The 24,803-nt window shown below is 49.0% G+C and carries 22 protein-coding genes; 18 read left to right on the forward strand and 4 right to left on the reverse strand.

Going from position 1 to position 24,803, the window contains the following annotated elements:
- Positions 1-77: 77 nt before the first annotated feature.
- Positions 78-713 carry an endonuclease III gene (gene nth / locus QNJ26_02210; GenBank protein ID MDJ0984330.1) on the reverse strand — a complete coding sequence of 212 codons (636 nt, stop codon included), beginning with the start codon at positions 711-713 and terminating at the stop codon, positions 78-80.
- 228 nt (positions 714-941) lie between these two features.
- Here nth and QNJ26_02215 point away from each other — a divergent pair, with 228 nt between their 5' ends.
- A complete protein-coding gene (locus tag QNJ26_02215; GenBank protein MDJ0984331.1) occupies positions 942-1,937 on the forward strand; it encodes a tRNA 4-thiouridine(8) synthase ThiI in 996 nt (331 codons plus the stop codon).
- Positions 1,938-2,138: 201 nt separating this feature from the next.
- On the opposite strand, the gene rlmN is transcribed toward QNJ26_02215, so the two are convergent.
- Positions 2,139-3,188: a 23S rRNA (adenine(2503)-C(2))-methyltransferase RlmN gene (rlmN, locus tag QNJ26_02220; protein MDJ0984332.1), complete on the reverse strand. Its 1,050-nt coding sequence runs from the start codon at positions 3,186-3,188 to the stop codon at positions 2,139-2,141.
- 240 nt (positions 3,189-3,428) lie between these two features.
- On the opposite strand from rlmN, the gene ffh reads away from it, so the two are divergent.
- The 12 genes from ffh (at position 3,429) to QNJ26_02280 (ending at position 12,141) form a co-directional block, all read left to right on the forward strand.
- Positions 3,429-4,760, forward strand: coding sequence for a signal recognition particle protein (ffh, locus tag QNJ26_02225; GenBank protein MDJ0984333.1), 1,332 nt, complete (start codon positions 3,429-3,431; stop codon positions 4,758-4,760).
- 13 nt (positions 4,761-4,773) lie between these two features.
- Positions 4,774-5,028 (forward strand): 30S ribosomal protein S16, encoded by a 255-nt coding sequence (rpsP, locus tag QNJ26_02230; protein MDJ0984334.1) that lies wholly within the window; start codon positions 4,774-4,776, stop codon positions 5,026-5,028.
- A gap of 80 nt (positions 5,029-5,108) precedes the next feature.
- On the forward strand, positions 5,109-5,339 hold the full coding sequence (locus QNJ26_02235; protein MDJ0984335.1) for a KH domain-containing protein: 231 nt from the start codon (positions 5,109-5,111) through the stop codon (positions 5,337-5,339).
- Complete coding sequence (rimM, locus tag QNJ26_02240; protein MDJ0984336.1) at positions 5,332-5,862, forward strand: ribosome maturation factor RimM; 531 nt, start codon at positions 5,332-5,334, stop codon at positions 5,860-5,862. Before QNJ26_02235 ends, rimM begins: the two co-directional genes overlap by 8 nt.
- Before the next feature lie 20 nt (positions 5,863-5,882).
- Positions 5,883-6,668 (forward strand): tRNA (guanosine(37)-N1)-methyltransferase TrmD, encoded by a 786-nt coding sequence (gene trmD / locus QNJ26_02245; GenBank protein ID MDJ0984337.1) that lies wholly within the window; start codon positions 5,883-5,885, stop codon positions 6,666-6,668.
- A 126-nt stretch (positions 6,669-6,794) separates the two neighbouring features.
- Positions 6,795-7,352 (forward strand): RNA methyltransferase, encoded by a 558-nt coding sequence (locus QNJ26_02250; GenBank protein MDJ0984338.1) that lies wholly within the window; start codon positions 6,795-6,797, stop codon positions 7,350-7,352.
- A gap of 45 nt (positions 7,353-7,397) precedes the next feature.
- Complete coding sequence (gene rplS / locus QNJ26_02255; protein ID MDJ0984339.1) at positions 7,398-7,748, forward strand: 50S ribosomal protein L19; 351 nt, start codon at positions 7,398-7,400, stop codon at positions 7,746-7,748.
- A gap of 106 nt (positions 7,749-7,854) precedes the next feature.
- Positions 7,855-8,457, forward strand: a complete 603-nt coding sequence (locus QNJ26_02260; GenBank protein ID MDJ0984340.1) for a ribonuclease HII — start codon at positions 7,855-7,857, stop codon at positions 8,455-8,457.
- Positions 8,458-8,694: 237 nt separating this feature from the next.
- Positions 8,695-9,066, forward strand: a complete 372-nt coding sequence (locus QNJ26_02265) for a YraN family protein (GenBank protein MDJ0984341.1) — start codon at positions 8,695-8,697, stop codon at positions 9,064-9,066.
- On the forward strand, positions 9,059-10,015 hold the full coding sequence (gene rsmI, locus QNJ26_02270) for a 16S rRNA (cytidine(1402)-2'-O)-methyltransferase (protein ID MDJ0984342.1): 957 nt from the start codon (positions 9,059-9,061) through the stop codon (positions 10,013-10,015). The genes QNJ26_02265 and rsmI overlap by 8 nt, the downstream gene beginning before the upstream one ends.
- 21 nt (positions 10,016-10,036) lie before the next feature.
- Positions 10,037-10,642: a 4'-phosphopantetheinyl transferase superfamily protein gene (locus QNJ26_02275; GenBank protein ID MDJ0984343.1), complete on the forward strand. Its 606-nt coding sequence runs from the start codon at positions 10,037-10,039 to the stop codon at positions 10,640-10,642.
- 371 nt (positions 10,643-11,013) lie between these two features.
- Positions 11,014-12,141, forward strand: a complete 1,128-nt coding sequence (locus QNJ26_02280) for a ParM/StbA family protein (protein ID MDJ0984344.1) — start codon at positions 11,014-11,016, stop codon at positions 12,139-12,141.
- A gap of 49 nt (positions 12,142-12,190) precedes the next feature.
- On the opposite strand, the gene QNJ26_02285 is transcribed toward QNJ26_02280, so the two are convergent.
- Entirely contained in the window at positions 12,191-12,907 is a 717-nt protein-coding gene (locus QNJ26_02285) for a YkgJ family cysteine cluster protein (protein ID MDJ0984345.1), read from the reverse strand.
- A gap of 137 nt (positions 12,908-13,044) precedes the next feature.
- Here QNJ26_02285 and QNJ26_02290 point away from each other — a divergent pair, with 137 nt between their 5' ends.
- Together QNJ26_02290 and QNJ26_02295 are read left to right on the forward strand one after the other, a co-directional pair.
- Positions 13,045-13,605 carry a DUF177 domain-containing protein gene (locus QNJ26_02290; GenBank protein MDJ0984346.1) on the forward strand — a complete coding sequence of 187 codons (561 nt, stop codon included), beginning with the start codon at positions 13,045-13,047 and terminating at the stop codon, positions 13,603-13,605.
- A gap of 226 nt (positions 13,606-13,831) precedes the next feature.
- Positions 13,832-14,731, forward strand: a complete 900-nt coding sequence (locus QNJ26_02295) for a YihY/virulence factor BrkB family protein (protein ID MDJ0984347.1) — start codon at positions 13,832-13,834, stop codon at positions 14,729-14,731.
- Here QNJ26_02295 and QNJ26_02300 read toward each other — a convergent pair.
- A complete protein-coding gene (locus QNJ26_02300; GenBank protein ID MDJ0984348.1) occupies positions 14,728-16,908 on the reverse strand; it encodes a cation:dicarboxylase symporter family transporter in 2,181 nt (726 codons plus the stop codon). The two genes, QNJ26_02295 and QNJ26_02300, sit on opposite strands and share 4 nt — an antisense overlap.
- Positions 16,909-17,255: 347 nt before the next feature.
- Here QNJ26_02300 and QNJ26_02305 point away from each other — a divergent pair, with 347 nt between their 5' ends.
- From QNJ26_02305 to QNJ26_02315, 3 genes are all read left to right on the forward strand, one after another.
- A complete protein-coding gene (locus tag QNJ26_02305) occupies positions 17,256-18,485 on the forward strand; it encodes an efflux RND transporter periplasmic adaptor subunit (protein MDJ0984349.1) in 1,230 nt (409 codons plus the stop codon).
- 196 nt (positions 18,486-18,681) lie between these two features.
- Positions 18,682-21,834 carry a multidrug efflux RND transporter permease subunit gene (locus QNJ26_02310; GenBank protein ID MDJ0984350.1) on the forward strand — a complete coding sequence of 1,051 codons (3,153 nt, stop codon included), beginning with the start codon at positions 18,682-18,684 and terminating at the stop codon, positions 21,832-21,834.
- 149 nt (positions 21,835-21,983) lie between these two features.
- On the forward strand, positions 21,984-24,788 hold the full coding sequence (locus QNJ26_02315; GenBank protein MDJ0984351.1) for a DUF748 domain-containing protein: 2,805 nt from the start codon (positions 21,984-21,986) through the stop codon (positions 24,786-24,788).
- Positions 24,789-24,803 lie beyond the last annotated feature (15 nt).

Below are 24,803 nucleotides of genomic sequence, written 5' to 3' on the forward strand. Positions count from 1 at the left end.
ACTTATTTATACAAATAGATTTTGTTACCTTATATAATATAAGGAAGTAACAACAGCGAGGAATTCGTTGCGCAACACTAGCGGGTTTTATCAGGCCAGGGGCAAATTTTGTTTAGCGGACAATGTGGGCATTTGGGTTTGCGGGCCATACAGGTGGCGCGGCCAAAAAAAATCAGTCGCAAACAGAAATCATTCCAATCGCGCCGCGGAATGATTTTCATCAGATCAAATTCAATTTTAACTGGATTTTTGTTTGCGCTTAAACCCAGCCGGTTTGAAATACGCGCGACATGGGTGTCAACCACAACACCGGGAATGCCGAATGCAGCCCCCAGAACCACGTTGGCGGTCTTGCGCCCTACCCCCGGAAGCTTCACCAGCTCTTCCAGAGTTTGAGGCACCTGCCCATCATGCCGGTCTAAAATGGCTCGGGCGCAATTTTTTATGTTTTTGGCCTTGTTATGGAAAAAACCGGTGGAGCGAATCAGGTTTTCAATGGTCTTAAGATGGGCCGCGGCAAAATCAGCAGGGGTTTTCAGGCGCTTAAAGAGTACCGGTGTCACCTGGTTGACCTGCTTGTCGGTGCATTGGGCCGAAAGGATGGTTGCCACCAGAAGTTGAAAAGGATTTTGGTGAAATAATTGGGTTTTAACTTCCGGAAAAATTTCACGTAGAATCCTGCGGATTTTATCAGCGCGTGTTTTTACCTGCATATCAATTGGTCAGTGGTCAGTTGTCCGTCGTCAGTTGCAAAAATTGTTTATAGAGACTATTGTAAAGCTATGATCTTACTGTATTAAAACGAAGGATATACGCCGCTTTTGCAAACGCAGTCAAGACAGAAAAATCTCAGACCGGTACAACCGACCACGGACAAAGTGCAAACAACAGCGTATTAAAGGATTATCACTAAACAAATTTGAAAAGCAGCTCGATAGGCTATGAATACAAGAAGACAAAACATACGCGCCTTAGGCCTTTGTTCAGGCGGCCTGGACAGCACGCTGGCCGGTCTGTTGCTGCGCGAGCAGGGCATTGATGTTGAATGGATCTCCTTTGAAACACCTTTTTTTACGGCGGCCAAAGCCCGCAAGGCCTCCGAAAAAACCGGCATTCCTCTGACGGTCAAACCCATTTACCCGGTTTACATGAAGATGCTCAGGAATCCGCCGGCCGGATACGGCAAACAGATGAACCCGTGTATGGATTGCCACGCGCTCATGTTCAAACTGGCCGGGGAGATGATGGCGGCCAACAATTTCGATTTTCTGTTTAGTGGAGAAGTCCTGGGGCAGCGACCCATGTCCCAGACGAAATCGTCTCTGATGTATGTGGCCAAGCACTCCGGTTTCAAGGGATACATCCTGCGTCCCCTGAGCGCCAAGAAACTTCCGGAAACGATTCCTGAAAAGGAAGGCTGGGTTGACCGGGAGCAGCTGCTGGATATTGCCGGACGGGGTCGCAAACGGCAAATTGAGCTGGCCTCTAAATTCGGCCTCACAGATTACCCAGCTCCGGCCGGCGGCTGCCTGCTGACCGATGTCGGCTATTCCCGCCGGTTGAAGGACTTATTTGACCATCAGGACACATGCACCGAAGAAGAATTGCACCTTTTAAAATACGGCCGCCATTTTCGTCTCAACCGAGACGCGAAACTGATTGTCGGGCGCACCGAAAAAGACAATGAAAACATATTAAAATATCACGATTCCAAAATGGATACGATTATTGATGTCAAGGATTACCCCAGCCCCATCGCATTGGTTCCGAACGGCGGATCAGATCAAGAGGTTTATCTGGCCAGCTCAATATGCGTCGGTTACAGCAAAGCATCCAACCTGACCCCCATCGAAGTGGTTGTCAAAAGCCCGGCGGGCAAACGGGTTATCGAAGTCATCGGTATCCCCACCTCGGACTTCAAAAAGCTGCTCATTTAGGTTCAAAGGTTCAGGGTTCAGGGTTCAAAGGTTGTGAACGCTGGTTAATAGCTGCTTCTAACTTTCAACTTGCTATTGTTTTACGATCTCAGATCTTTGTCCTTTGTAAATCAAACTCTGAACCTATGAACGCAGAACCTTGAACCCGCTAAATGTTACCTATAAAATTAAAAGACACTCAATGCGTAATACCTCTCTTACCTATAAACCTGCCCCCCTTACAGCTAACTGCCCACAGGCGGCTGAAATATCCTGTCCTTTACTGCGCCGGATCATGACCGTGTAGTTTTTATCGATTAGAATTTTTTGAAATCGCAGGATGGCATCTTCGGTTGGCCGTTGATAACCACATCCCGGGTGGGAATTGAACGGTATCAAGTTGATTTTGGATTTAATGGGCCGCAGTAGTTTGGCCAGACGATGGGCATCATCGGCGGCGTCGTTGACATCTTTTAAAAGGACATATTCAAAAGTGACGCGCCGGCCGCCGGGCAGCGGAAAGTGCCGGCAGGCTTCGAGTAATTTTTCAATAGGAAATTTTCGATTGATCGGCATCAAACGGCTGCGGGTTTGATTGTCGGCTGCATTGAGCGAGACCGCCAGATTCGCTCGGGTATCGCGGCCCAGATCGGCCAGCCGGGATGCCAGACCGGCCGTCGAGACGGTCACCCGACGCCCGGCAAAACCAAAACCAAAGCGCCCGTCGGTGATGATGTCGATGGCGGCGACCAGATTGCGGTAATTGGCCAATGGTTCGCCCATACCCATAAAAACCAGGTTGGTCAGCAATTTGGGATCTTTGAGGTCATGTTTAATGTCGCGAACCTGAGAAACAATTTCGGCCTTGCTTAAATTGCGCTGAAAACCCATTTGGGCGGTAAAGCAAAATTCACAATTTTGAGCACAGCCCACCTGACTCGAAATGCACAAGGTATAATGGTCGCGTTCCGGTATCAGGACACTTTCAACGCGTTTGCTGTCTTTAAGCTTAAACACATATTTGCGGGTGCCGTCATTGGATGTTGCGATGTGCTCAATAGTCAAGCGGTCGATGGTAAAATTATCCATCAAGCGGGCACGGAGATCCTGCGATAGGTCCGTCATGCGGTCAAATGAGTCTGTTTGGCGTGTGTAAACCCACTTCAGAATCTGATCGGCCCGGTAGGATTCAATGTGGCGACTCGCCAGCCAACTGTTTAAGCGTTCTCTGGAAAGCTCCATAATATTTATTTTTTTACCGAGAGTTTTCATTTTTGGTGACACACCGCATTTGTAATCTGAAATTGCAATTATGCCTCTGACATATAAGATACATTACCACGAAGAGTGCGAAGTTAAAGAAGAGTCTAAAAGTCGTAAATCGAATAATTTTTCTTTGTGACCTTCGTGATCTTCGTGGTTTTATATGCTTTTGGTGGCAATTAATTTTCTTGACATATCATTGTTGTGATTGTATTTTCAAGAATTTATGGATTCAATCGGGTAAAAACCATGCTCGACAGCTTAAGTGACAGATTAAATTCAATTTTCCGCAAGCTCAAAGGCCATGGCAAGCTGACGGAAAAAAATATAGAGGAAGGGCTGAAAGAAGTCCGCATGGCCCTTTTGGAAGCCGACGTCCATTATCGGGTTGTCAAAGGCTTTATCGCTGATATCAAAGAGCGGGCGATGGGTCAGGAGGTCCTGGAAAGCCTGACACCCGGCCAGCAGGTTATCAAAATTGTCAATCAAAATCTGACAGAATTGATGGGCGGGCGCAACGAGCAGCTTAATCTTTCGGGCAGAACGCCGGTTGCCATCATGCTGGTTGGCCTTCAGGGCTCCGGCAAAACGACGACGGCTGGCAAACTATCTGTATTTTTGAGGAAAAAAGGACGCAAACCGTACCTGGTCCCGGCAGATGTTTACCGCCCGGCTGCCATCGAACAGCTGCAAAAGCTTGGTAACCAGCTGGATGTGCCGGTTTTCCCGTCGAGCACGGATCAAACGCCGGTTCAAATCTGTCAGGAGGCGCTCAGCGGTGCGCAGCAGCAAGGATGCGATACGCTGTTGCTGGATACCGCCGGGCGTCTGCACATCGATGAAGCCCTTATGGCGGAACTAGCGGATATCAAAACTGCCGTTAATCCGTCTGATATTTTGCTGGTGGCCGATGCCATGACCGGTCAAGATGCGGTCAATATTGCCAAGGCATTCAATGAGACCCTGGATATCGGTGGTGTCGTTCTGACCAAGATGGATGGCGATGCCCGCGGCGGCGCGGCCCTATCCATTAAGTCCATAACCGACAAGCCGATCAAGTTCATCGGCGTCGGTGAAAAACTAAGCGATCTGGAAGCATTTCATCCGGATCGGATGGCGTCCAGTATTCTGGGCATGGGTGATGTCCTTACCCTGATAGAAAAAGCACAGGATGTCGTCGATCAAAAGAAAGCGGAAGCACTTGAAAAAAAGCTAAGAAAAAGCCAGTTTACGTTAGAGGACTTCCGCGACCAGATGGTGCAGATTCGAAAGATGGGCTCTTTTAACGATCTGTTAAAAATGATCCCGGGAATGGGGCAGATGAAACAATTGAAAAATCTGCAGGTGGATGAAAAAGAATTTGTTAGAATTGAAGCCATTATTAATTCCATGACCGCTCAGGAAAGGCAAAATCATCAAATAATCAACGGCAGCCGGCGTAAGCGCATTGCCAATGGGAGCGGCACCCGGGTTCAAGACGTAAACAAGCTTTTAAAAAATTATACGCAGATGTTAAAAATGTTAAAAAAATTAAACCAGGGTGGCATGCGCGGTATGGGCCGCGGAGTGCTGCCATTTTGAAGGAGATACATTAATGGGTGTTAGAATTAGACTGGCAAGACACGGGGCCAAGAAAAAGCCGTTTTATCGAATCGTCGCTGCTGACGGTGAAAGCCCCAGAGACGGAAAATTCCTCGAAAAATTAGGTACATATAACCCCTTAAAAGATCCGGCAGAGATCACCTTAAATCAGGATCGTATCAATTACTGGATCGAGAAAGGTGCCATTCCGTCAGACACGGTAAGAAGCTTATTCAAAAAAGAAGGCATTTTCGCCGATAAAGCATAGTGCTAACATTAAGCGGTTAGCTCTATATTTAGTCGTTCATCCCCCCTGTTACTCAACCGGTACACAAAGGAGATGGCGCTATGAAAGACCTGATCAGCTATATCGCTCAAGCACTAGTGGATCGCCCGGAAGATGTCAGTGTAACTGAGGTTGAGGGAAATCAGACATCGGTCCTTGAACTTAAAGTGGCCAAAGAGGATTTGGGCAAAGTTATTGGCAAACAAGGCAGAACAGCTCAGGCCATGCGAACGATACTCAGCGCCGCATCTGCCAAATTAAAAAAGCGCACTGTGCTGGAAATTATTGAATAAACCGGAACCCATAAAAGAACGCGTCATCATTGGAAAGATTGTGGGGGTCCACGGCATTAAAGGCATCCTCAAGATTCATTCATATGCCGAATCGCTGGAAATTTTCGCGCCGGACACCATCATAACGGTCAGCACCCCCGACGGCAGCCAGAAAGGTTACGACATCGACTGGATCAAGCCACATTCCCGGGGAGCGCTTCTGGCATTGAAAAACGTCAACCACCGTGATCAGGCAAAAACATTGGTCGGCGCCGATCTGCAGATCGAAAAGGCGGCGCTTCCAGAATTAGAGACAGGTGTTTATTACTGGTATGAGTTAATCGGTCTAAAGGTTCTTACAACCGACGATCGCTACCTCGGGCGCCTTGAATCGATCATCGAAACCGGCGCCAATGATGTCTATGTTGTTAAGAATGACGAGCGCGAGGTCTTGATTCCGGCGCTTGAATCGGTTGTGCAGACCATCGATATTGAATCCAATTTAATGCGGGTTGACCTGCCCGATGGTCTGGAAGAAGATTAGCTGAATTTGATCTTTAAAATATGAGATATATCGTATTAACCATCTTTCCGGATATGTTTGCTCCTTTTTGGGAGCACGGGATTATTAGAAAAGCCATAGAAGAAAAAAACATTTTTGCCTCTACCCTGAACATCAGGGATTTTGCCGAAGACAAGCACCAGGTAACTGACGATCGACCTTATGGTGGCGGCAGCGGGATGGTCATGAAGCCTGAACCTTTGGCCGCAGCTATCCGGGCTGCCGAACAAAAAGCGCCGAACGCCCGAAAAATTCTGCTATCACCACAGGGACGTGTTTTCAATCAAAAAATCGCACACAAACTGGCCGCGTCAAAGGAGCTTATTTTCGTGTGCGGGCGCTATGAAGGCGTTGATGACCGCATCGATCACAACCTGATTGACGATGAAATTTCTATCGGAGACTATGTCTTGACTGGCGGCGAACTGGCCGCCATGGTTGTCATCGATGCCGTCACGCGGCAGATCCCCGGCACGCTGGGGGGTGAAGATGCTGCCCAAAAAGACTCTTTCGCAGATGGGTTGCTCGAACACGCCCACTTTACGCGCCCGCAGGTCTTTGAAGGCAAAGCCGTACCGGATACGCTGTTATCCGGACATCATAAAGAGATTGAAAATTGGCGGCTGGAATCAGCGCTGATGCGAACGTTAATCAGGCGCATCGATCTTTTGCAAAAAAAAGAATTATGCGCCAGGGAGATCGAAATATTAGAAAAGTGGTCCCGGAATATCCAAAACATTTTAAGTTGGCACCACAAGGATCATTTAAAAAAAGAATCGGACACCTGATTTTCAAATGATGTCCAGGTGACCAAAAACATAATATTTTAACCCTTCAATTTATTGGAGGTTAGCCCGATAGTTATTGGATAGGAAACCGGCTAAACGGGCTAACGGGTAAACGGGCAAACCGATATGCCCAATCTTTATGTTGCATTGATGCATTACCCGGTGGTCAATAAAAACGGCGAAACAATAGCATCCGCCTTGACCAATCTGGATTTGCACGATATATCGAGGGCCACCAAAACATATGGCTTGAAGGCATTTTTTGTCGTAACGCCCCTTGAGGACCAAAAAGATCTGGTGGAAAAAATCATTTCTCATTGGACTGAAGGCATTGGGGCGCAATATAATCCCAAGAGGCGCAGCGCTCTGGAGATGATCCGGGTCAATGACGCATACGCGGATGTGGTCGACCAGATAACCGCTTCAGAGGGCGTGCATCCAATAACGATTGCAACCTGCGCGCGAAGGTACCCGGCGAGCATCAGTTATAAAAAATGCCGTAGTATGTTGAAAAACGGTAAACCACATGTGCTGGTATTGGGCACCGCCTGGGGGTTGAGCGAAGATTTTATATTAACAGCCGATTATGTGCTCGAACCGATCGTAGGGAAAACAGACTACAACCATCTTTCGGTGCGTTCTGCGGCGGCGATTATATTTGACCGGCTATTGGTTCAACAGTAAGGACTAAATTAAGCACTAAATTGATATTTTGATTTTTTTGGAGGAATGATGGAAAAGATTGAACAGTTGGAAAAAGAGCAAATGCGACTTGACCACCCTGCGTTTGGACCGGGCGATAATGTCAAAGTCCACGTAAAAATAAAAGAAGGTGAAAAAGAACGTATACAGGTATTTCAGGGCGTGGTTATCGGCAAACGCAAGGGTAGCACGAATGCAACATTTACGGTTCGCAAAGTTTCCTACGGAGTCGGCGTAGAAAGAATTTTTCCGCTGCACTCGCCTGCCATCGATAAAATTGAAGTGGTCACCCGGGGCCGGGTCAGGCGTGCCAAAATTTATTATCTGCGCAAACTCAGAGGCAAAGCCGCCAGGATCAAAGAGCGCCGTTTAAATTAGATGCAGAGGTCAGAGGTCAGAAGACAGAAAAAATATATGCATCTCTGTCTTCATCCAATCGTCCACTGTTTTCTGTCATCTGACTTCTGATTCCTGATGTGAAATTATGGATTTGTGGTTTTTCGAAAAAAAAGCCACTGAAAAAGGATTCAAAACGGTTGCCGGTATTGACGAGGCCGGTCGGGGTCCCCTGGCCGGTCCCGTTGTTTCTGCAGCAGTGATTCTGCCGCCGAACTTTTCGATCGTCGATGTTACGGATTCGAAAAAATTGTCAGCCAAAAAAAGGGCCCTTTTGTATGATGGGATCTATGAGCAGGCAATTTCAGTGGGTATTGGCATCGTCGATGCGGTTGAGATCGATCGCATCAATATCCTGCAGGCGTCGTTGTTGGCGATGTCCATGGCAACCCTCAATCTAACCCCCCAGCCCGATTGTCTTCTGATCGACGGTCCATTCAGAATTTCATCTCATCTTTCTCAAAAGCCGATTGCCAAGGGCGATACCCTCAGCGTATCGATTGCCGCAGCCTCGATTGTGGCCAAAGTCACTCGAGATCGCCTGATGGAAAAGTATCACGAATACTATCCACAATTTGAATTTTATAAGCACAAAGGCTACCCCACCCTGGCGCACAAAGAGGCCATCCGCGAATTTGGATATTGTCCGATTCATCGGAAGACCTTTAGGGGCGTCAAAGAATACTCGTGAATTGCTTAAAAATACCCATCTATTAGCCGAGGGTGGTGTTGCTCGTCGCCGAAAGCGGCTGACGTACTATATGTACGCGGCGCCGTTTTCGCCTCCTCGCGCCTAACCCTCGACTAATATCTACGCATTTTAAAGCAATTCACACCTTATTTATTATTTATTTCTATTGATGAATTCTAAAATAGGAGTGTACACTGAGCTATCTAAAATATAAAAAAAATGCCCTGAGATCTGAAAATGAAAAATTGGCGGCAAAAATTTGGCGAACAGGGTGAGGCGCTTGCGGTTCGGCATTTGAAAAAAGCGGGCTATAAAATTATCGAAACCAATTATCGCACCCGCCTGGGCGAAATAGATATCATCGCCAAAGAAAAAGATACCCTTGTTTTCGTGGAGGTCAAATCCAGGACTTCGGTACAGTTCGGAAGTCCTAAATGGGCGGTAACCCCTAAAAAACAAAAGAAAATATCAATGGTGGCCCTCTATTACCTTAAAGCCACCAATCAAAGCTCAGCCCGGGCCCGATTTGATGTGGTTTCCGTGATATCCAATCAGGACACACCACGGGTCGACATTATTAAGAATGCCTTTGATTTAGCTTATGAGTGACACCAAAAATTTCCCAAAAAGAGGGGTCCTATATGTCGTCGCCACACCAATAGGCAACCGGGACGACATTACCCTCAGGGCGCTCGACATTTTACGATCGGTTGATCTGGTGGCAGCCGAAGACACCCGTAAATCCGGCCGTTTTTTGTCCCATCACGGTATAAAAAAGAGCCTGATCTCTTATCATGAACACAACGAGATACAGCGCGCCCCGCAGCTGATCGGAAAATTGCTGGACGGGACATCGATCGCGCTAATCTCCAATGCCGGTACACCGGCCGTATCCGATCCCGGTTTTCGATTGATAGCAGCCGCCGTTGAAAAAAAGATCAAGGTAGCCCCGATCCCGGGGGTATCCGCCGCCACGGCTGCCATAAGCGTATCCGGTCTACCCACCGATTCGTATATGTTTGTCGGGTTTGCCCCTAAAAAAAAGGGTAGACGCATTACATTTCTGACCGCTTTGGGGGATCCGTCCTGTTCCCTCATTTTCTACGAGTCACCCAAGCGCATTCATTCACTCCTGCAGGACATCATTGCCTGTATGGGAGATCGCAAGGCCGTCCTTGCACGGGAAATGACCAAGCTGCATGAGGAATTTATAAGGGGCAGACTGTCTCAAATTCTAGAGACCATCAGCGCTCGACCGGTGGTGAAGGGTGAGTGCACCTTGCTGGTGGCAGGCAGCGATTCAATAGAAAAACCGGATATCGAAAGCATCCAGACTGAGCTTAAAAAAGCGTTGGACAAAAAAACGGGCAGCCTCTCCGAAATCGCCCGCACGTTTGCTCAAAAATATGATCTTCCGAAAAAGACGGTTTATGATCTGGCGCTGGTGGTCAGAGGAAAGAAGTCAGAGGCCAGAAGTCAGAAGTCCCGTCTTCGCTCTGTCGAGCTACGCCGCGGCAAGCAGAGGACGGATGACAGAAGAAAAAAGACAAAATTATAAATTAGAAGTTAGCAAAAGTTGATGAAAATGGACTCAATCCGCATTCCGCATTCCGCATTCCGAGATAAAACAATATATCCCGTGATAATGGCTGTTCCGGAGGTGATTAAAGATCTAACACCCAAAAAACGCGTCCAGTATTTGAGTCAGCATGCCCGTCGGGCGTTGGAAATATCGGCTGAAAAAAGTGGCGTGCGGATCGGCAAACTGGATCAAGATGAGCGCAAAGCGCCGTTGCCCTTTGACGGAACCTACTGGTCGATTACGCACAAGGCAGCGTACGTCGGCGGTGTGGTGGCCCCCTCACCGGTCGGTATTGATATTGAAAAAGTTTGTTCAAGAAGCTCAGCTTTGTTTCAAAAAACAGCATCTGAATCTGAATGGGAACTGGCGGATAGGACCATTGAGACCTTTTTCCGGTACTGGACGGCAAAGGAGGCCGTGCTAAAAGCTGCCGGCATTGGTCTTAAAGCGCTTTCACAATGCCGTGTTAGCCGAGTACCGGACGCGCAACATCTTGAGATCAAATATAATACCGATACCCATATTGTTGAGCATCATTTTTTTGACGACCATATTGCCTCGATTCTCAAAGACAAGTTTAAGATCGATTGGACAATTGTTTGAGTCTCGCGCTTTTTATAATCAATATTTGATCAAAAAATCGGGTGATATCTGCTAAAGAAAACGATCCAATTGCCCGAAACTTATCATAACGCCCCCTGATCCGCTTTGTGAGAAAAGCGAATATCTTCTAATGCTATCGCAAAGCTGGGCGCATTTGTTTCTGGCGAGGTTTCAGCAGACTACAGCAGCGCTGCTGATGGGGTCGCCGTTGGGCATAAGCCTTTCAAACATCTGAAATCAATATAAAATCAATTAAATCTATCAACTTTTAGATTACTTGATTTTTTTGACTTTTAAAAAACGATAGGATATATTTTTATATAAGTATGGTTTTGGCGTGTGCGTCGCTCATATAGTTTAGGGAGGCAAAAATGGAAGTTCTGGGCATTGATATCGGTTTTGGTTTTACAAAAGCCACCGATGGTAAGGAAACCGTCATATTTAAATCAATTTTCGGGGATGCATCTGAAATCCAATTCTGGGCGGATTTTGGTGACAGCAGGCCAACGGATCATATCCATGTGTCCATCGACGGCAAATCCTATTTTGTGGGCGATTTGGCCGAGCAACAGTCCAGCGTTTTAAACTTTACGCTCGACCAGGAACGGCTGATCACCGATTATGTCAGAATTCTGGCACTGACCATTGCAGGACTGTTTTTAAAAAACAATACACCGATCAATGTTCCCATCAATGTTGTCTCTGGATTGCCGATTGGATTTTTTAAACAAAACCATGAGCGTTTTAACGAGATTCTGACCGGACATCACACAGTCACCTACCATTCCCACAGCGGTGAAAAGACCACCCGTGAAATTTATATTAACAAGGTGCGCATGCTGCCGCAGCCCCTGGGCAGTATCTTAAACTGCCTGATGGATGAAGACGGCAAGATTATCAACGAGGAGATGGCCAATCAAAAAGTGGGGGTGGTCGATATTGGTTTTCGCACCACCGACTTTACCATTCTTGATCATTTACGCTATATCGACCGTGGCAGCCGCACTTTTGACAACGGTATTTCAAAGGGATTTGGTGTTATTTCAAACAAACTCAGAGAAAAATGCGGCGTCAGTGTCGAGCTTTACCGTCTGTACAAAGCGGCTGAGGAAGGCACCATCAAGATGCGCGGCCACGGCTTCTCATTTGAAAAAATCAGGGATCAGGTCTACTCACAGCTAGCGTCGACCATTGCGAATGATCTTGACCGGCTCTGGGCTGATGATTGGGATATCGATTCCATCATTCTGACCGGAGGCGGTTGTCGGGAGTTGGCCAGTTACCTTCACCCACTGATTACCGGCAACATTATTCCGACAGACAGCAGCGCCGACCCTCGGCTTAATAATGTCCTCGGTTATGCCAAATACGGCAAATATATCTGGGGCGAAGCATCAATTGAAAACCCGGCAGCCACTGAGGCTGGAACCCCGCAGCCGGAGTCTGAACCAGATACCACTGATAGAATTTCAAGGGGTGGTTTGTCACAGGTAAAATGACATCTTGCAGGCCCGTGAATCAGAAGGATCATTTGATTCGTTTATGGCCTTAACGCTGCTCAACGACGATTTTATCTCCTTTTTTTACCGCTTCTAAACCGAAATGTCTGAGCGTTTGGCTGAGGGGTCGACCAAATAAAAAGTCAAGCATGTCTGCATCCAGCTCTCCCCGGGATATCACCAGCTTTCGAATCTCGATGTCAAATAGAATGATTTCCGCAAGTTTTTGCCGGGCATCTGCTGCCCCCTTGCTTTTAATGGCTTTCACCAGAGTTAAAATTGTATCGTAATTGCAGCGTTCCTGATGAGCTGTAATGAGATCCCACAAGCCTTCAATATCGGCCAGCAAATCCGAGCGTTTCAATCGTTTTCGGGTATATAGCGCTTCGAGTTCGGCCGTATCCCAGCACTTAAGCGCCCGGCATTCAATCGGTCGGTCTTCATAAATCGTGCAGGCCGCATGCGCTTCATCAAAAAACAAACAAGTCCAGCTGTTGCCCTTCCCTTTGATTTTAATGATATCTGAACTGGCCGGCGCCAGGCACTGGCGCACATTATCGTAGGCCATTTCCCCCCTGCGAATGGTATACAAGCACCTGGCGGGGATCACGCCGGATTCGATCAAGGCCTTATCGGCCTCGTGAAAAGAGGGCCCGCCTTTGCTGCAGCAGGTGCCGCAGCGCTTGCAAGTCGACGCTGCATTGTCTTTGGGACCTGTTGCGGGTGTCGCGGATTCCTGTTTATCATTTTTCGCAGCAGCGCTCATAATGAAAACATATCAAAGTCTGCATTAAACCTCAATTTATTTGGCGGACGCGCAAAAAGGGCATTTGATTAACCAAAGGAATTGCATTATCATACTGAAAGCATCGACTCATAATCAATTCTGCAATCCATTCAAATATGAAAAAGCTAATCCTGCATACCGAACAAATCAAAGATAAAGAAATATTCCGTGAATTTGAAGCCAAACCTCAGGTTCTGCCGATAATTGCAGACCTCGTTAAAAACGGGACGTGCGAATTTCGGGAACCTTTTAATATCAGCGTAAAGGCATTCAAGATCAGAGAGCTTTACGAGGTCGACGGTCATTTCGAAACCCAAATTCGTATCGGGTGCAGCCGCTGCCTGAAAGATTTTGACACACCCCTGGCGTCAGACTTTGCCTTAACCTACACCCGTGAAGTGCCGGGCCTCATGGATGTACTCGATGACGATGAGATTGAATTGAAGCTTGAAGAGATAGGCCTGCTGTATTTTCGGGGAGAGGAAATAGATCTACAGCAGGGCATTCAAGAACAGGTGTTGATGGCCATTCCCCTGCAGCCATTGTGTACTGAAGACTGCAAAGGCCTATGCCCGCAATGCGGATCTAACCTCAATCAAAATGATTGCGGGTGCGCGCAGGAAACCCGCTCAAATAAATTTGCCGTCTTGAAAAATTTAAAGCTGGATACAAAGTAATGCATATGGAATCGTGGGACAATGGAATATTGGGTATGAAATACGGTTGATGCACTGGCTTTAACTTTCGGTGCCGGTTATATTGTTAAAAACAATTATTGTTCCACCAAACCCATTATTCCAACAGTCCAATATTCAAATTCCTTTCATTCGGCTACGATAAAGCGAACGCGTTCTCAGCTGCCATTTAAAAATCGCTTTTTAAACAAAATCCTACAAAATACGCATGACGGACACCAAAAAATATAGCCGACAAATACTGAGGCGCCCGGGCAAATTTATGTGGCGGGTGCTGAAGGGATTTAAGCGCAATCAGGGTCTGCTCTTATCAGGCGGCGTGGCCTATAATTCCCTGCTGTCCATCATTCCCATGCTGGCGCTGATTTTAATCGGGTTGTCGCAATTTATCGAGCAGGAAAAGTTATTGGAAATCATCATAAAGGAGCTGGAATTGATAGTCCCCGGTCACGCCGAAAAAATAGCCGAAGAAGTGGGGGCCTTATTTCGATATCGCCAGTTTGTGGGCATTATTGGTATCGGCGTTATGCTTTTTTTCAGTTCCATGGCCTTTAGCATGCTGGAGTCGGCCATGTCAGTCATCTTTTACCATCGCATCAAAACCCATCGGCGACATTTTCTGATCTCGGCCATCATCCCTTACATCTATATGATTTTAATGGGCGTCGGGATTGTGATCATCACTGTCATTGCAGGTGTGCTGGATTCCATCGAAGGTGAAACCCTGACTGTTTTTGGAAAAAGTTTTGGCTTCGCCTGGGCTTCCGGCATCGGGCTTTACCTGGTGGGGCTGGTCGGTTTGATACTCATGCTGACATCGTTATATCTGGTAATGCCCTTCGGGCAAATCACGATAAGCCATGCCCTGCTTGGCGGGACGACAGCTGCCATTTTATGGGAAATTACCCGTCATGTGCTGGTCTGGTATTTTGCCAAACTTTCCTTGGTCAGCGTCATCTACGGCTCTTTCGCCACTGCGGTGGTCATTCTGCTGAGTATCGAGATTGCGTCGATTATCTTGCTTTTGGGCGCCCAGGTGATCGCCGAGTTCGAACGCGCCACCGAAGAGCTGGCCCAGGCAGACAGGCAAAAATCAGAAACCGACTAGTCAACCCAACCCAGCACATCTCTCATAATCGACCAGCGCGGCTGTTGTTCTTCAGCGCCCCGGCCAATTATCCAGTGATCGAATAATTCATCCGTAAGTTTCCCTTTGACGGCAATTTTGACCCAGCTGTTCAGGAAGGTCAGCAATTCCTTGTCACCGTCAGCAACGGCAATGCCAATCAATTGAGCGCCAATCCTGGGCTTGGGCACCACCACCTGGTATTCGGGATGCAGCAGGGTCCAGGCCGAGCCGGCCTCGGCACTAATCAGCAGACAATCGATATTGTCTTGATCAGTTAGAAAGAATTCGCCAACTTTATCCAGAACGACTACCTTAGCGTCGCTGAAAAAATTCTCAACCTCAAAAGCTGCATCCGCAACAGCGGAAAGACCCAGCGTCAAGCCCGACATGTTTTTAACAGTTTCCAGGTTGGCAAATTCCGCTCGGCGATGATCCCTGACCACAAAGGCCCAGTTGGCCTCAATGTAAGGTTCGGTAAACACCATCTTCCGTAAAGAGCCCGGCATGATGATAATTCCGGACATGGCAATATCAAAATGGTCTTTTACAAGCTGTTCGGCCAAGGTTTCAAAGTCAAAGGGGATAAATTCGATTCTGACTTTCAGGTCTTCCGCCAATGTGTGGGCAAGGTCAATATCCAGTCCCACCAAGTTGCCGTAACGGTTAAAAAATGAAAAAGGCAAATTATCTTTATGATACCCTACCCGGATCTTGCCACGCTGTCGGATGGCCTCCAGGCGTGAAATATCCGCTTCAACGGCTGCCGGTTCAGCTGGAACCGATTTGCGAATAACGGCCGGCTGTGGCTTTGTCATCAGCTTCATGCGGGTAATCTTTGTATCACCGCCTTGGGAAAGGCTTTGCAGCGAAAGGGTCAGATAAACCCGGCTGCCTAATGTCAGGCCCAGGGTCAGGAGAACTGAAACCAGGCTGTAAATCAACACTTTACGCCAGTTGATGGCCATCAGACCCGTGATGGCACAGGTAGCCATCAGGGTAAAGGCCACCAGGTTCATGGCCGCCAGCAGGGTTGCCAGGCGTCCATTGACCACACCGGACACCAGATACAGTTGAAAGGCATCGGCCGGGATGCGCAACAAATCAAGCATAAAGGGAATGGCCACATCGACACTGCCGAAAAAGCTGAACAGACCGGAGAAAATGAAATTGGGGTAATCCAGCAGGGAAACCGAAACCCCATAGAACCAGCCGGCAAACAGGATAAACAACAGCATCAGTAGCTTGCCCAGATTCGGAAAGTTAAAGGAAACCGGCACAATAATATCAACCGAGGAGTCGATATCCGGGTGGTCCAGTTGGTATTGCTCAAAGAGGCTTTTACAATTCTGAATCAGCACCGGCAGAATGATAAACAGGTTACCGGTGGTAAAGCCGGTAATCAACGCGTCTTTGGATACCCCGACAATATCCTTGTATTTAAACGGGGTAAAAGCAGCCACCATCAGCGGCAGAATCCAGAACGTCAGAACAACGGTTCCCACGAAAAAGGTTATAAAATAAACCTGCAGGCGCCCGAATTCAGCCACTGTCATGGTCCCGGCCGCGCTGGCGGCGATGGCAAACACCCCGATGGGTGTCAGATAGACGACATAGTTGGCCACCTTGATGAGCGCATCGGATAAGGTGGACAACGGTTTGATGATGACGTCTTTATCTTTGGCCCCCATGAGCGCAATGCCAACAAACAGACTGAACAACACCACTGCCGGGACGATGTTGTTGGCCATCGACTCAAACGGATTGGCAGGTATATACAGATCAACAAAATCAACTTTTTTGGGGAGCGCCACCAGACTGGTGCTGAAAAACGAACCGGTATCGGTGTGTGGAAACGCCAGCGGCAACACCAGGATGATAAAAAATCCAACGGCCCAGAATAACAGCAGCAGCACACCAGCTTTGCGAGCCAACGCTTTGGCCCGCTCGTACGACAAGCCACCAATTCCGGCAATAATGGAAACCACAATATACGGCAGAATCGACATCTGGAGCAGTTTGATAAATGCGTTGCCGATAATTTGCAGACGGGCGCAGTACTCACCGAAGAAAAGACCTGTAAGAACACCCAACAATAGACCGATCATGATATTGGTAGATAAGCTAAAGCGAAATTTCTTTTTCGTTTCTGCGGGCATCTATCTTCTCCTGCTGCTCAGTCGGCTGATGCATCCTTAATTAGTAAATTATATGGCCAAAACGGAGTGGGCACTAAAATTTTCTTTATAAACAGAAGTTAAAGATATTTCAAGATAAGTCTGCCGACACTTTTGCACAAGAACTGATTGCCATCACCATGTAACGCCAGTTATGAGCTGATTTTGATTCGGTATCGCTTTGATATTTATGTGGCAGTCCATGTGGTTTAATGGGTTGACTAATCAAGATTTTGTTATTACCGTCAGCAGATCCGACGTAAATCCCAATGCAAAAAGGACCACTTATTGGGAACAACCATTATCCACATTGCACAGGGGAAATTAAAATGTCGCACTTAGGTGGTAGCCAGCGGCTAAATCAGCCCATTTACCTATTATTTGCCATTTTGATGTCAGGGCTTTTCTATGCCTGCGGGGAAAAAAACGAATACGTCGAGCCGCCGGCACCGGAAGTCACGGTCAGCAAACCTCTGGTGAGAAATGTCACCGAGTATCTGGAATTCACCGGAACGGCTCGGGCGATCGAAGAAATCGAGATTCGGGCACGGGTCGAAGGGTTTCTGGAAAGCGTGCATTTTCAAGACGGTGATTTCGTCAAGCAGGGACAACTTCTCTTCATCATCGACCCCAAACCATTCAAAGCCGCGGTTGAAAATGCCCGCGGTCGCCTGGCAAAACACAAGGCCCAGCTCGAGCGCGCCAAGAAGGAATATCAGCGCAACTTGACGCTGTTTAAGCAAAGCGCTGCTTCCGAGGCCAATGTCGTCAAATGGAAAGGCGAGATGGAGGAATCCAAAGGAACGGTGCTGTCGTCCCAGGGGGCTCTGGACAAAGCACTTCTGGATCTGAGCTATTGCACCATCCGGGCCCCCATCGATGGACGCGTCAGCCGCAAAAAAGTGGATATCGGCAATTTGGTAGGCGCCGGTGAATTTACGCTGCTGACCACCATCAGACAATGGGAGCCGATCTATGCCTATTTCAGCATCAATGAACGCGATCTATTGGCTGTCATGAAAAGAGCCCGTGAAGAAGGGATTACAGCGGACAATCCCGATAAAATCCCTCTTGAATTGGGGTTGGCCAATGAAACCGGTTTCCCCCACCAAGGTCATATGGATTTCGTGGATTCTACCGTTGACCCGGGAACCGGCACTATGCTGCTTCGAGGCATTTTCCCCAATCCCGGCCCGCCCTATGTTCTTGTGCCCGGGCTGTTTGTGCGGGTGCGTTTGCCGATCAATGAGCGCGAAGATGCATTGCTGGTCACCGAGCGCGCCCTGGGCCTGGACCAGGGGGGGCGCTACCTGCTGGTGGTGGACAATGAAAACAATGTCGATCAACGCTATGTTGAAATCGGCGACTTGAAGGATGGCATGCGGGTGATTCGTGAGGGCCTCAAGCCTGAGGATCGAGTGGTGGTAAAAGGCATCCAACGGGCCATCCCCGGAGCCAAGGTCACTCCCGTGCAGGCACAGGCCGCAAAGCCTGCTGCAGAGGACGAAAAGGCCAAAGAATCTGACAGCTCAGTCGACAAATCATCAACATCGTCTTAGTATTGGCAAAAAGAAAACTTACCACAAACACGCCCGCCTCGCCTTGCGGCATCGCATGGCGGGCGTGGGACACAAAGCGCACAAAGAATAATTTATTTTGACTTTTTCGTGACCTTCGTGTTCTTCGTGGTAAAAAGAACTGTCTACGCAAGGCACACATATCAGTGATAGCGACTTAGCAGGAGAAAGTTCGTTCATGATCTCAAAGGTCTTCATCGAACGTCCAATACTGGCCACTGTAGTGTCGTTGGTGATCGTCATCGCCGGGGCGGTGGCCTTTGGTACGCTGTCCGTGGCCCAGTACCCGGAAATCGCCCCACCGATCGTACAGGTCAAAACCACCTATCCGGGAGCCAATGCCGTGGTTTTAGCCGAGACGGTGGCCTCGCCCATCGAGCAGGAAGTCAACGGCGTCGAAAATATGCTCTACATGGCATCCAGAAGCGCCAATGACGGCACGTATACCCTGGACATTACCTTTGCAGTTGGCACTGACGTGGATATCGCCCAGGTACTGGTCCAAAACCGCGTCAACACGGCCGAACCCAAGCTGCCCGAAGAGGTCAAACGCGAAGGGATCACGGTTAAAAAGCGCTCGGCCAACATTTTGCTGTTTGTTGCCCTAAGCTCGCCGGATGAACGTTACGACAGCCTATTTATCCACAATTACATTACCCTACGAATTAAAGATGAGTTGCTGCGTCAGCCGGGCGTTGGTGACCTAACTGTTTTTGGGGCCGAAGACTACAGCATGCGCATCTGGCTGGATCCCAACCGCCTCAAAGCACTGAACCTGACCACCCAGGATGTCATCCGCGCCATCGAGGAGCAAAACGTCCAGGTGGCCGCCGGGCAGATCGGTCAACCACCGGCGCCTACCGGCCAGGACTTCCAATTGAGTATCAACACGCTGGGGCGACTTGCCGAGCCTGAAGAATTTGCCAACATCATCATCAAAACCGCCGAAGGCACCCGTGTGACGCGCGTCAAGGACGTCGGACATGTGGAACTGGGTGCTAAAAACTACAACATGTTCTTTGGTCACAACGGCAAAGAAGCCGCCGGCATTTCCATCTATCCGTTGCCGGGCGCCAATGCGCTGGACACCGCCCGGGCCATTCGCAGCACCATGGAACGGCTGGGGCAAGCCTTCCCCCAGGGTCTGGAATGGCGCATTCCTTTTGATACGACCCTGTTTATCGAGGAATCCATTGCCCAGGTCTATCAGACCCTGATCGAGGCCGCCATTATCGTTTTTATCGTGATCTTTATTTTTCTGGGAGACTGGCGGGCGTCAATTATCCCGGGCATTGCCATCCCGGTATCGTTGATCGGCACTGCCGCCGCCATGGCTGCCCTGGGTTTCTCCATCAACATGATCTCTTTGTTCGGTCTGGTGCTGGCCATCGGCATTGTGGTCGATGACGCCATCGTGGTGGTTGAAAATATCAGCAAAAAAATGGAGGAGGGCCTGAGCGGTAAAGAAGCCGCTATCAAAGGCATGGCCGAAATCACCGGACCGGTGATCGCCACCACCCTGGTGTTGATCGTTGTCTTTGTCCCCACCGCTTTTTTGCCCGGCATTTCCGGTCAGCTTTACCGGCAATTTGCCCTGACCATTGCCGTCGCCACCATATTCAGTTCCATCAATGCCCTGACCATGAGTCCGGCCATGTGTGCTTTGCTGCTGCGGCCCCGTGAGCCGGGCAAAAAAGAAAATATTGTATTTCGTATTTTCAACCGCGGTTATGACTGGTGCGAAAATGGTTATGCCCGCATTGTGGGCCAAATGGTCCGACGAACGGCCTTTATGGCAATGGTTTACCTTGGTTTTATTGTGGTCTCCGGCTGGAGTTTACTGTCGATCCCCACCGGCTTTTTGCCCATCGAGGACCAGGGCTATGGTATCGCCGTTTACCAGCTGCCGGATGCCGCCTCACAGGAGCGTTCGCGCGAGGTGGTCAAAAAGATGGATGCCATCATCTCAAAGACGCCCGGTGTTCAGGATTGGATCACCATCGGCGGTTTTTCGGCCCTGGATGAAACCAATGCCTCCAATGCCGGTGCGCTGTATATCGTATTCGAAGATCGTGCCCAACGCGAAGAAGAAGGCCTGACCCAGGATGTGATTCTGGCGACACTTCAGGGCCAATTTAATCAAATCCAGGAAGCCATGATCTTTACTGTCCTGCCACCGGTCATCCAGGGCTTAGGCACCAGCGGCGGATTTGACTTTCGCCTGCAGGACCGTGGCGGTGTCGGCCCCACTCAACTGCAGCAATGGGCCCAGCAGATCATTCGTGATGGCGAAGCTCAGTCCGGGCTCATAGGCCTCTATACGCTCTTTCGGGCGGATGTGCCCCAGCTGTTTATCGATGTGGACCGCACCAAGGCCAAGACACAGAATATTCCGCTAAGCGAAGTCTTTGGCACCCTGCAGGCCTATCTCGGCTCGGCCTATATAAACGATTTTAATAAATTCGGCCGCACCTTTCAGGTCAAGGTCCAGGCGGCACCCGAATTTCGCATTCGCAGCGAAGATATCAGCCAGCTCGAGGTGCGCAACAACAGCGGCGAGATGGTGCCCATCGGCACCCTGGTGGATGTCGAAGATACGCTGGGCCCACAGGTGGTCTTTCGCTTTAATCTCTATCCGACAGCCACCATCGGCGGCGCGCCGGCCCCAGGGTACAGCTCCTCACAGGCCCTGGCGCTGATGGAGGAAATGGCGGCCACCAAACTGCCGCCGTCCATGGGCTTTGAATGGGCCGGCATATCGTTCCAGGAAAGGCAGGTGGGCGGTGAGGCCATTCTGATCTTTGCCCTGGCATTGACCCTGGTATTTCTGGTGCTCGCCGGCCAATATGAAAGCTGGTCCAGCCCAGCAGTTATCATCATGGCCGTTCCGGTGGCCCTTTTGGGGACGGCCCTTGCGCTGATGATGCGCGGGTTTGACAACAACCTCTATACCCAGATCGGCATCGTGCTGCTGATTGCCCTGGCCAGCAAAAACGCGATTTTAATCGTGGAATTTGCAAGGGAGCTGCGCGCCAGCGGCAAAGACATCGTTGAAGCCGCTGCTGAAGCCGCCCGCTTGCGGTTCCGACCGGTGTTGATGACCGCCTTCTCGTTCATTTTCGGCGTGCTGCCGCTCGTCTTTGCCTCCGGGGCCGGTTCGGCCAGCCAGCAGGCTGTGGGCACCGCGGTAATGGGCGGCATGATGGCCTCCACGGCCCTGGCGGTCCTGTTCGTACCGGTCTTTTTCGTGATCTTCCAGCGCATAAGTGAATTCAAGCGTAAGCCCAAGAAAGCTTCCGGCGAGCCTGCAGTTCAAACAACCGATGTTTAAGCATTAAAATCCTTTAAAGTGTTAGATCAACCTGAAGATACTAGCAAACCGGCGTATATCGTTTGCTTTATTGAGCATGCTATTGACTCTTAAAGTAGTAAGGTTCCTGTGGGTTATGATGTAAAATTTGATAAAAGAAGGTTTTGGTAATGCAAGACCCGTCTTCAAAAAAGCAGTCTCCAAAAAAGAAATTATTTCAGCGGGGCTGGTTCTGGATCCTGATCGGCCTCATCCTTTTGGTCGTGTTGTTTTTCTGCATGCTGCCGATAGGAATCGATTACGGAATTGAAGCTTACCTCAAAAACCAGGGTGCGGATCAGGTCAACATAGAGGATGTGGATTTTAATCCGCTGACCGGACGTCTGACCCTTACCAACTTGTCAGTCATCATTGGTGCGCAGACCGCGCTTCAGATACCGGAAGCCACTTTTAAAATTCAGTGGACCCCCTTTGTCCGCAAGCGTTTCGTACTGGAGCGCTTTACCATCAGCGATACCCTAATAACCGTCGAGGAGCTTGAAAACAGCAATTGGAGAATCGGCGGCATCACCTTACCGCAAAGCAAAGAAACCAGTGAGCCTTCCTCCTGGAATTTTTCGTTTCAGGAAGCAACGGTCATCAACAGCAGGGTTAAATTGATCAGCGCCCGGCTCAAGTCGCAATTGATCATCGAAAAGGCGAAACTCTTAAAACTAACCAGCTGGTTGCAAGAGGATAATGCCCGATTGGAGCTGAGCGGAAAACTCAATGACGCTCCCATGCAACTCCAGATGGATGTTTCTCCGTTCGGCGGTGAAATGGTAGTAGCTGGCCTGATCAAATTATCGGGTTTGAACCTGAAGCCGTTTGCCCAGCTGCTGCAACCGCAAATCAACACACTCGAAGGGCGAGTTGACGTTGATCTGAAAATTGACACGCGCCATGCGAATGACAATGGCCTCAAGCACCACCAGGAGGGTCCTGTAAGGCTGCATCAAGTCCGTACCCAAATTGGGGATATAAAATTATCAAAAGAGGATCTGACCTGGGAAGGCGGCATTCGGATTGACATCCCTCAATCACAAGAAGCACTAAAGATCAATGCAGAGGGTCGGATGGACGGGTCCATGCTAAGCTTGGCAATAGAAAATGAAAATCTCAAGGTTCAAGAGGATAATTTCAACTGGAAGGGCAAAGTCAACTATGCGCAGGATCAAACCAACCAGGATATTAAAGCCGATGGCGAGTTCAGTGTTGAAGATGTTAAACTTGAATCACCGGCGTTCAATCTATCTGAAAATAAGCTCACCTGGAATGGGGCACTTGAATTTTCCGCAAAGACAAAAACTGATGACCAGAGGTTCATCAGCAATGGTGCCCTCGAGGGCAGCAAATTGCGCGTCGTTGTGCCGGACCACAAACTCACATTTGAACATCAGGGATTATCCTGGAAAGGCCGCCTGGATACCGGAGAAATCAATGATTATTCTGCACTCAAGGCCGAAACTGATGTCATTCTTAAAGACTTTCAAATTCTGCACTCTGAAACCGAACAGCGGTTGCTCGATACAAACCAAATTGACCTGCAAGCCATCAAAATAGATGGCCTAAACTCGGTCACTTTGTTGGTTGTCGTTTTGAACGAGTTGGCGTTGCTGGCAGAGCGCGAATCTGCACCATCGCCAGAAGCGGATTCCACTCCGCTTCGCATCCAGGACATCAAATTCGAAAATGTCCAATTGTCGCAACAGAAAAACCTCGCCATTGAAACAGTCCAGTTGACCGGCGTCAAAGGCTTTTTGCACAGAGACCGCGAGGGGAAATGGCCGGCCATCGACCGACTGGCATCTATTCGAAGTGATGCTTCTTCTGGTGATCAAACACGGCGCGCCAAGACGGATACCCAAACCAATAAAAAATCTGACAAATTAGATTACCGCATCGGGCAGATTAACATTGCCGGAGACAGCGGTCTGCAGTTCAAGGATGAGAGAGCCAGCCCGGCGTTCGCTATGGTTTTAAGCATAGTAGAGGCAAGTCTGGCCAACATAGACAGCAGCCGACCCCAACAACCCGTGTCGGTTAAGCTGTTGGTTTCCGACAAAAAAGACGCCCGTATTTCCCTGGATGGCACAATGCAACCGCTGGCCGAAAAACTCAGCCTGGATTGGGTCGGCAAAGTCCAAGCGTTAGAATTGCCACCCCTATCTCCGTTTGCCATCCAGAACACCGGATATCGTTTTGTTAGCGGCGAACTGCAGGCGGACGTGCCCGTAAAAATCAATCAAAACCAATTAGACGGCAACATCGATTTAATCTTATTCAATCCCAAGGTCGAACGTGTCAAAGCTGAACCAACAACGGAAGAAAATCAGGGGAAAATTAGTGTACCGCTCGATTCGGCTTTAAAGCTGATGCGCGATAAGCAAAACAATGTTAGACTCAATATCCCCATCAGCGGCAATATCAATGATCCGGAGTTCAGCATCGCCGATGCCGTCAACAAGGTCCTGGTGAAAACTTTACAAACCTCTGCATTGTCGTATCTAAAGTTCGCTTTGGGGCCATATGGAATCGGTCTGGCGGTGGCCGAACAGGTCATTACAGGCAACGCAAGAATCCGTCTCAATCCCATAGCGTTCGAACCGGGTAGTGATCAACTCGATGCCGCAGCCATTGATTATATCCAAAGGGTGTCCACGATTATGCGGGAATATCCGGAGATACAGGTGAGTGTCTGTGGTGTGGCGACCGAAAGCGATCGCGCATTGGTAACAGGGCGCTCTGATGCGCAATCAACAGCAAAAAGCGATGAAGCCAATACCGCCCTGCTGACCCTCGCTGATCAGCGTTCCGCTCAGGTCCAAAATCAGCTGAATAATGCCCACGGCATCACTGCAAAACGCATCATCGACTGCAAGCCTGTCGTTGATAAAAATGCCGACGCCAGGCCCCGGGTTGATTTGGATATCTAAAACTTACGGATCTGG

Source organism: Desulfobacterales bacterium (assembly GCA_030066985.1).
Taxonomy (GTDB): Bacteria; Desulfobacterota; Desulfobacteria; order Desulfobacterales; family JAHEIW01; genus JAHEIW01.

Bases quoted from the DNA above. Each gene is read 5' to 3' on its own strand.
- QNJ26_02275 (MDJ0984343.1), top strand. From the start codon at position 10,037: ATGAAAATGGACTCAATCCGCATTCCGCATTCCGCATTCCGAGATAAA.
- QNJ26_02305 (MDJ0984349.1), top strand. From the start codon at position 17,256: ATGTCGCACTTAGGTGGTAGCCAGCGGCTAAATCAGCCCATTTACCTA.
- rpsP (MDJ0984334.1), top strand. From the start codon at position 4,774: ATGGGTGTTAGAATTAGACTGGCAAGACACGGGGCCAAGAAAAAGCCG.
- QNJ26_02280 (MDJ0984344.1), top strand. From the start codon at position 11,014: ATGGAAGTTCTGGGCATTGATATCGGTTTTGGTTTTACAAAAGCCACC.
- QNJ26_02235 (MDJ0984335.1), top strand. From the start codon at position 5,109: ATGAAAGACCTGATCAGCTATATCGCTCAAGCACTAGTGGATCGCCCG.
- nth (MDJ0984330.1), bottom strand. From the start codon at position 713: ATGCAGGTAAAAACACGCGCTGATAAAATCCGCAGGATTCTACGTGAA.
- ffh (MDJ0984333.1), top strand. From the start codon at position 3,429: ATGCTCGACAGCTTAAGTGACAGATTAAATTCAATTTTCCGCAAGCTC.
- QNJ26_02310 (MDJ0984350.1), top strand. From the start codon at position 18,682: ATGATCTCAAAGGTCTTCATCGAACGTCCAATACTGGCCACTGTAGTG.
- QNJ26_02215 (MDJ0984331.1), top strand. From the start codon at position 942: ATGAATACAAGAAGACAAAACATACGCGCCTTAGGCCTTTGTTCAGGC.
- rplS (MDJ0984339.1), top strand. From the start codon at position 7,398: ATGATGGAAAAGATTGAACAGTTGGAAAAAGAGCAAATGCGACTTGAC.
- rsmI (MDJ0984342.1), top strand. From the start codon at position 9,059: ATGAGTGACACCAAAAATTTCCCAAAAAGAGGGGTCCTATATGTCGTC.
- QNJ26_02300 (MDJ0984348.1), bottom strand. From the start codon at position 16,908: ATGCCCGCAGAAACGAAAAAGAAATTTCGCTTTAGCTTATCTACCAAT.
- rlmN (MDJ0984332.1), bottom strand. From the start codon at position 3,188: ATGAAAACTCTCGGTAAAAAAATAAATATTATGGAGCTTTCCAGAGAA.
- QNJ26_02260 (MDJ0984340.1), top strand. From the start codon at position 7,855: ATGGATTTGTGGTTTTTCGAAAAAAAAGCCACTGAAAAAGGATTCAAA.
- QNJ26_02250 (MDJ0984338.1), top strand. From the start codon at position 6,795: ATGCCCAATCTTTATGTTGCATTGATGCATTACCCGGTGGTCAATAAA.
- QNJ26_02265 (MDJ0984341.1), top strand. From the start codon at position 8,695: ATGAAAAATTGGCGGCAAAAATTTGGCGAACAGGGTGAGGCGCTTGCG.
- QNJ26_02290 (MDJ0984346.1), top strand. From the start codon at position 13,045: ATGAAAAAGCTAATCCTGCATACCGAACAAATCAAAGATAAAGAAATA.
- QNJ26_02315 (MDJ0984351.1), top strand. From the start codon at position 21,984: ATGCAAGACCCGTCTTCAAAAAAGCAGTCTCCAAAAAAGAAATTATTT.
- QNJ26_02285 (MDJ0984345.1), bottom strand. From the start codon at position 12,907: ATGAGCGCTGCTGCGAAAAATGATAAACAGGAATCCGCGACACCCGCA.
- trmD (MDJ0984337.1), top strand. From the start codon at position 5,883: ATGAGATATATCGTATTAACCATCTTTCCGGATATGTTTGCTCCTTTT.
- QNJ26_02295 (MDJ0984347.1), top strand. From the start codon at position 13,832: ATGACGGACACCAAAAAATATAGCCGACAAATACTGAGGCGCCCGGGC.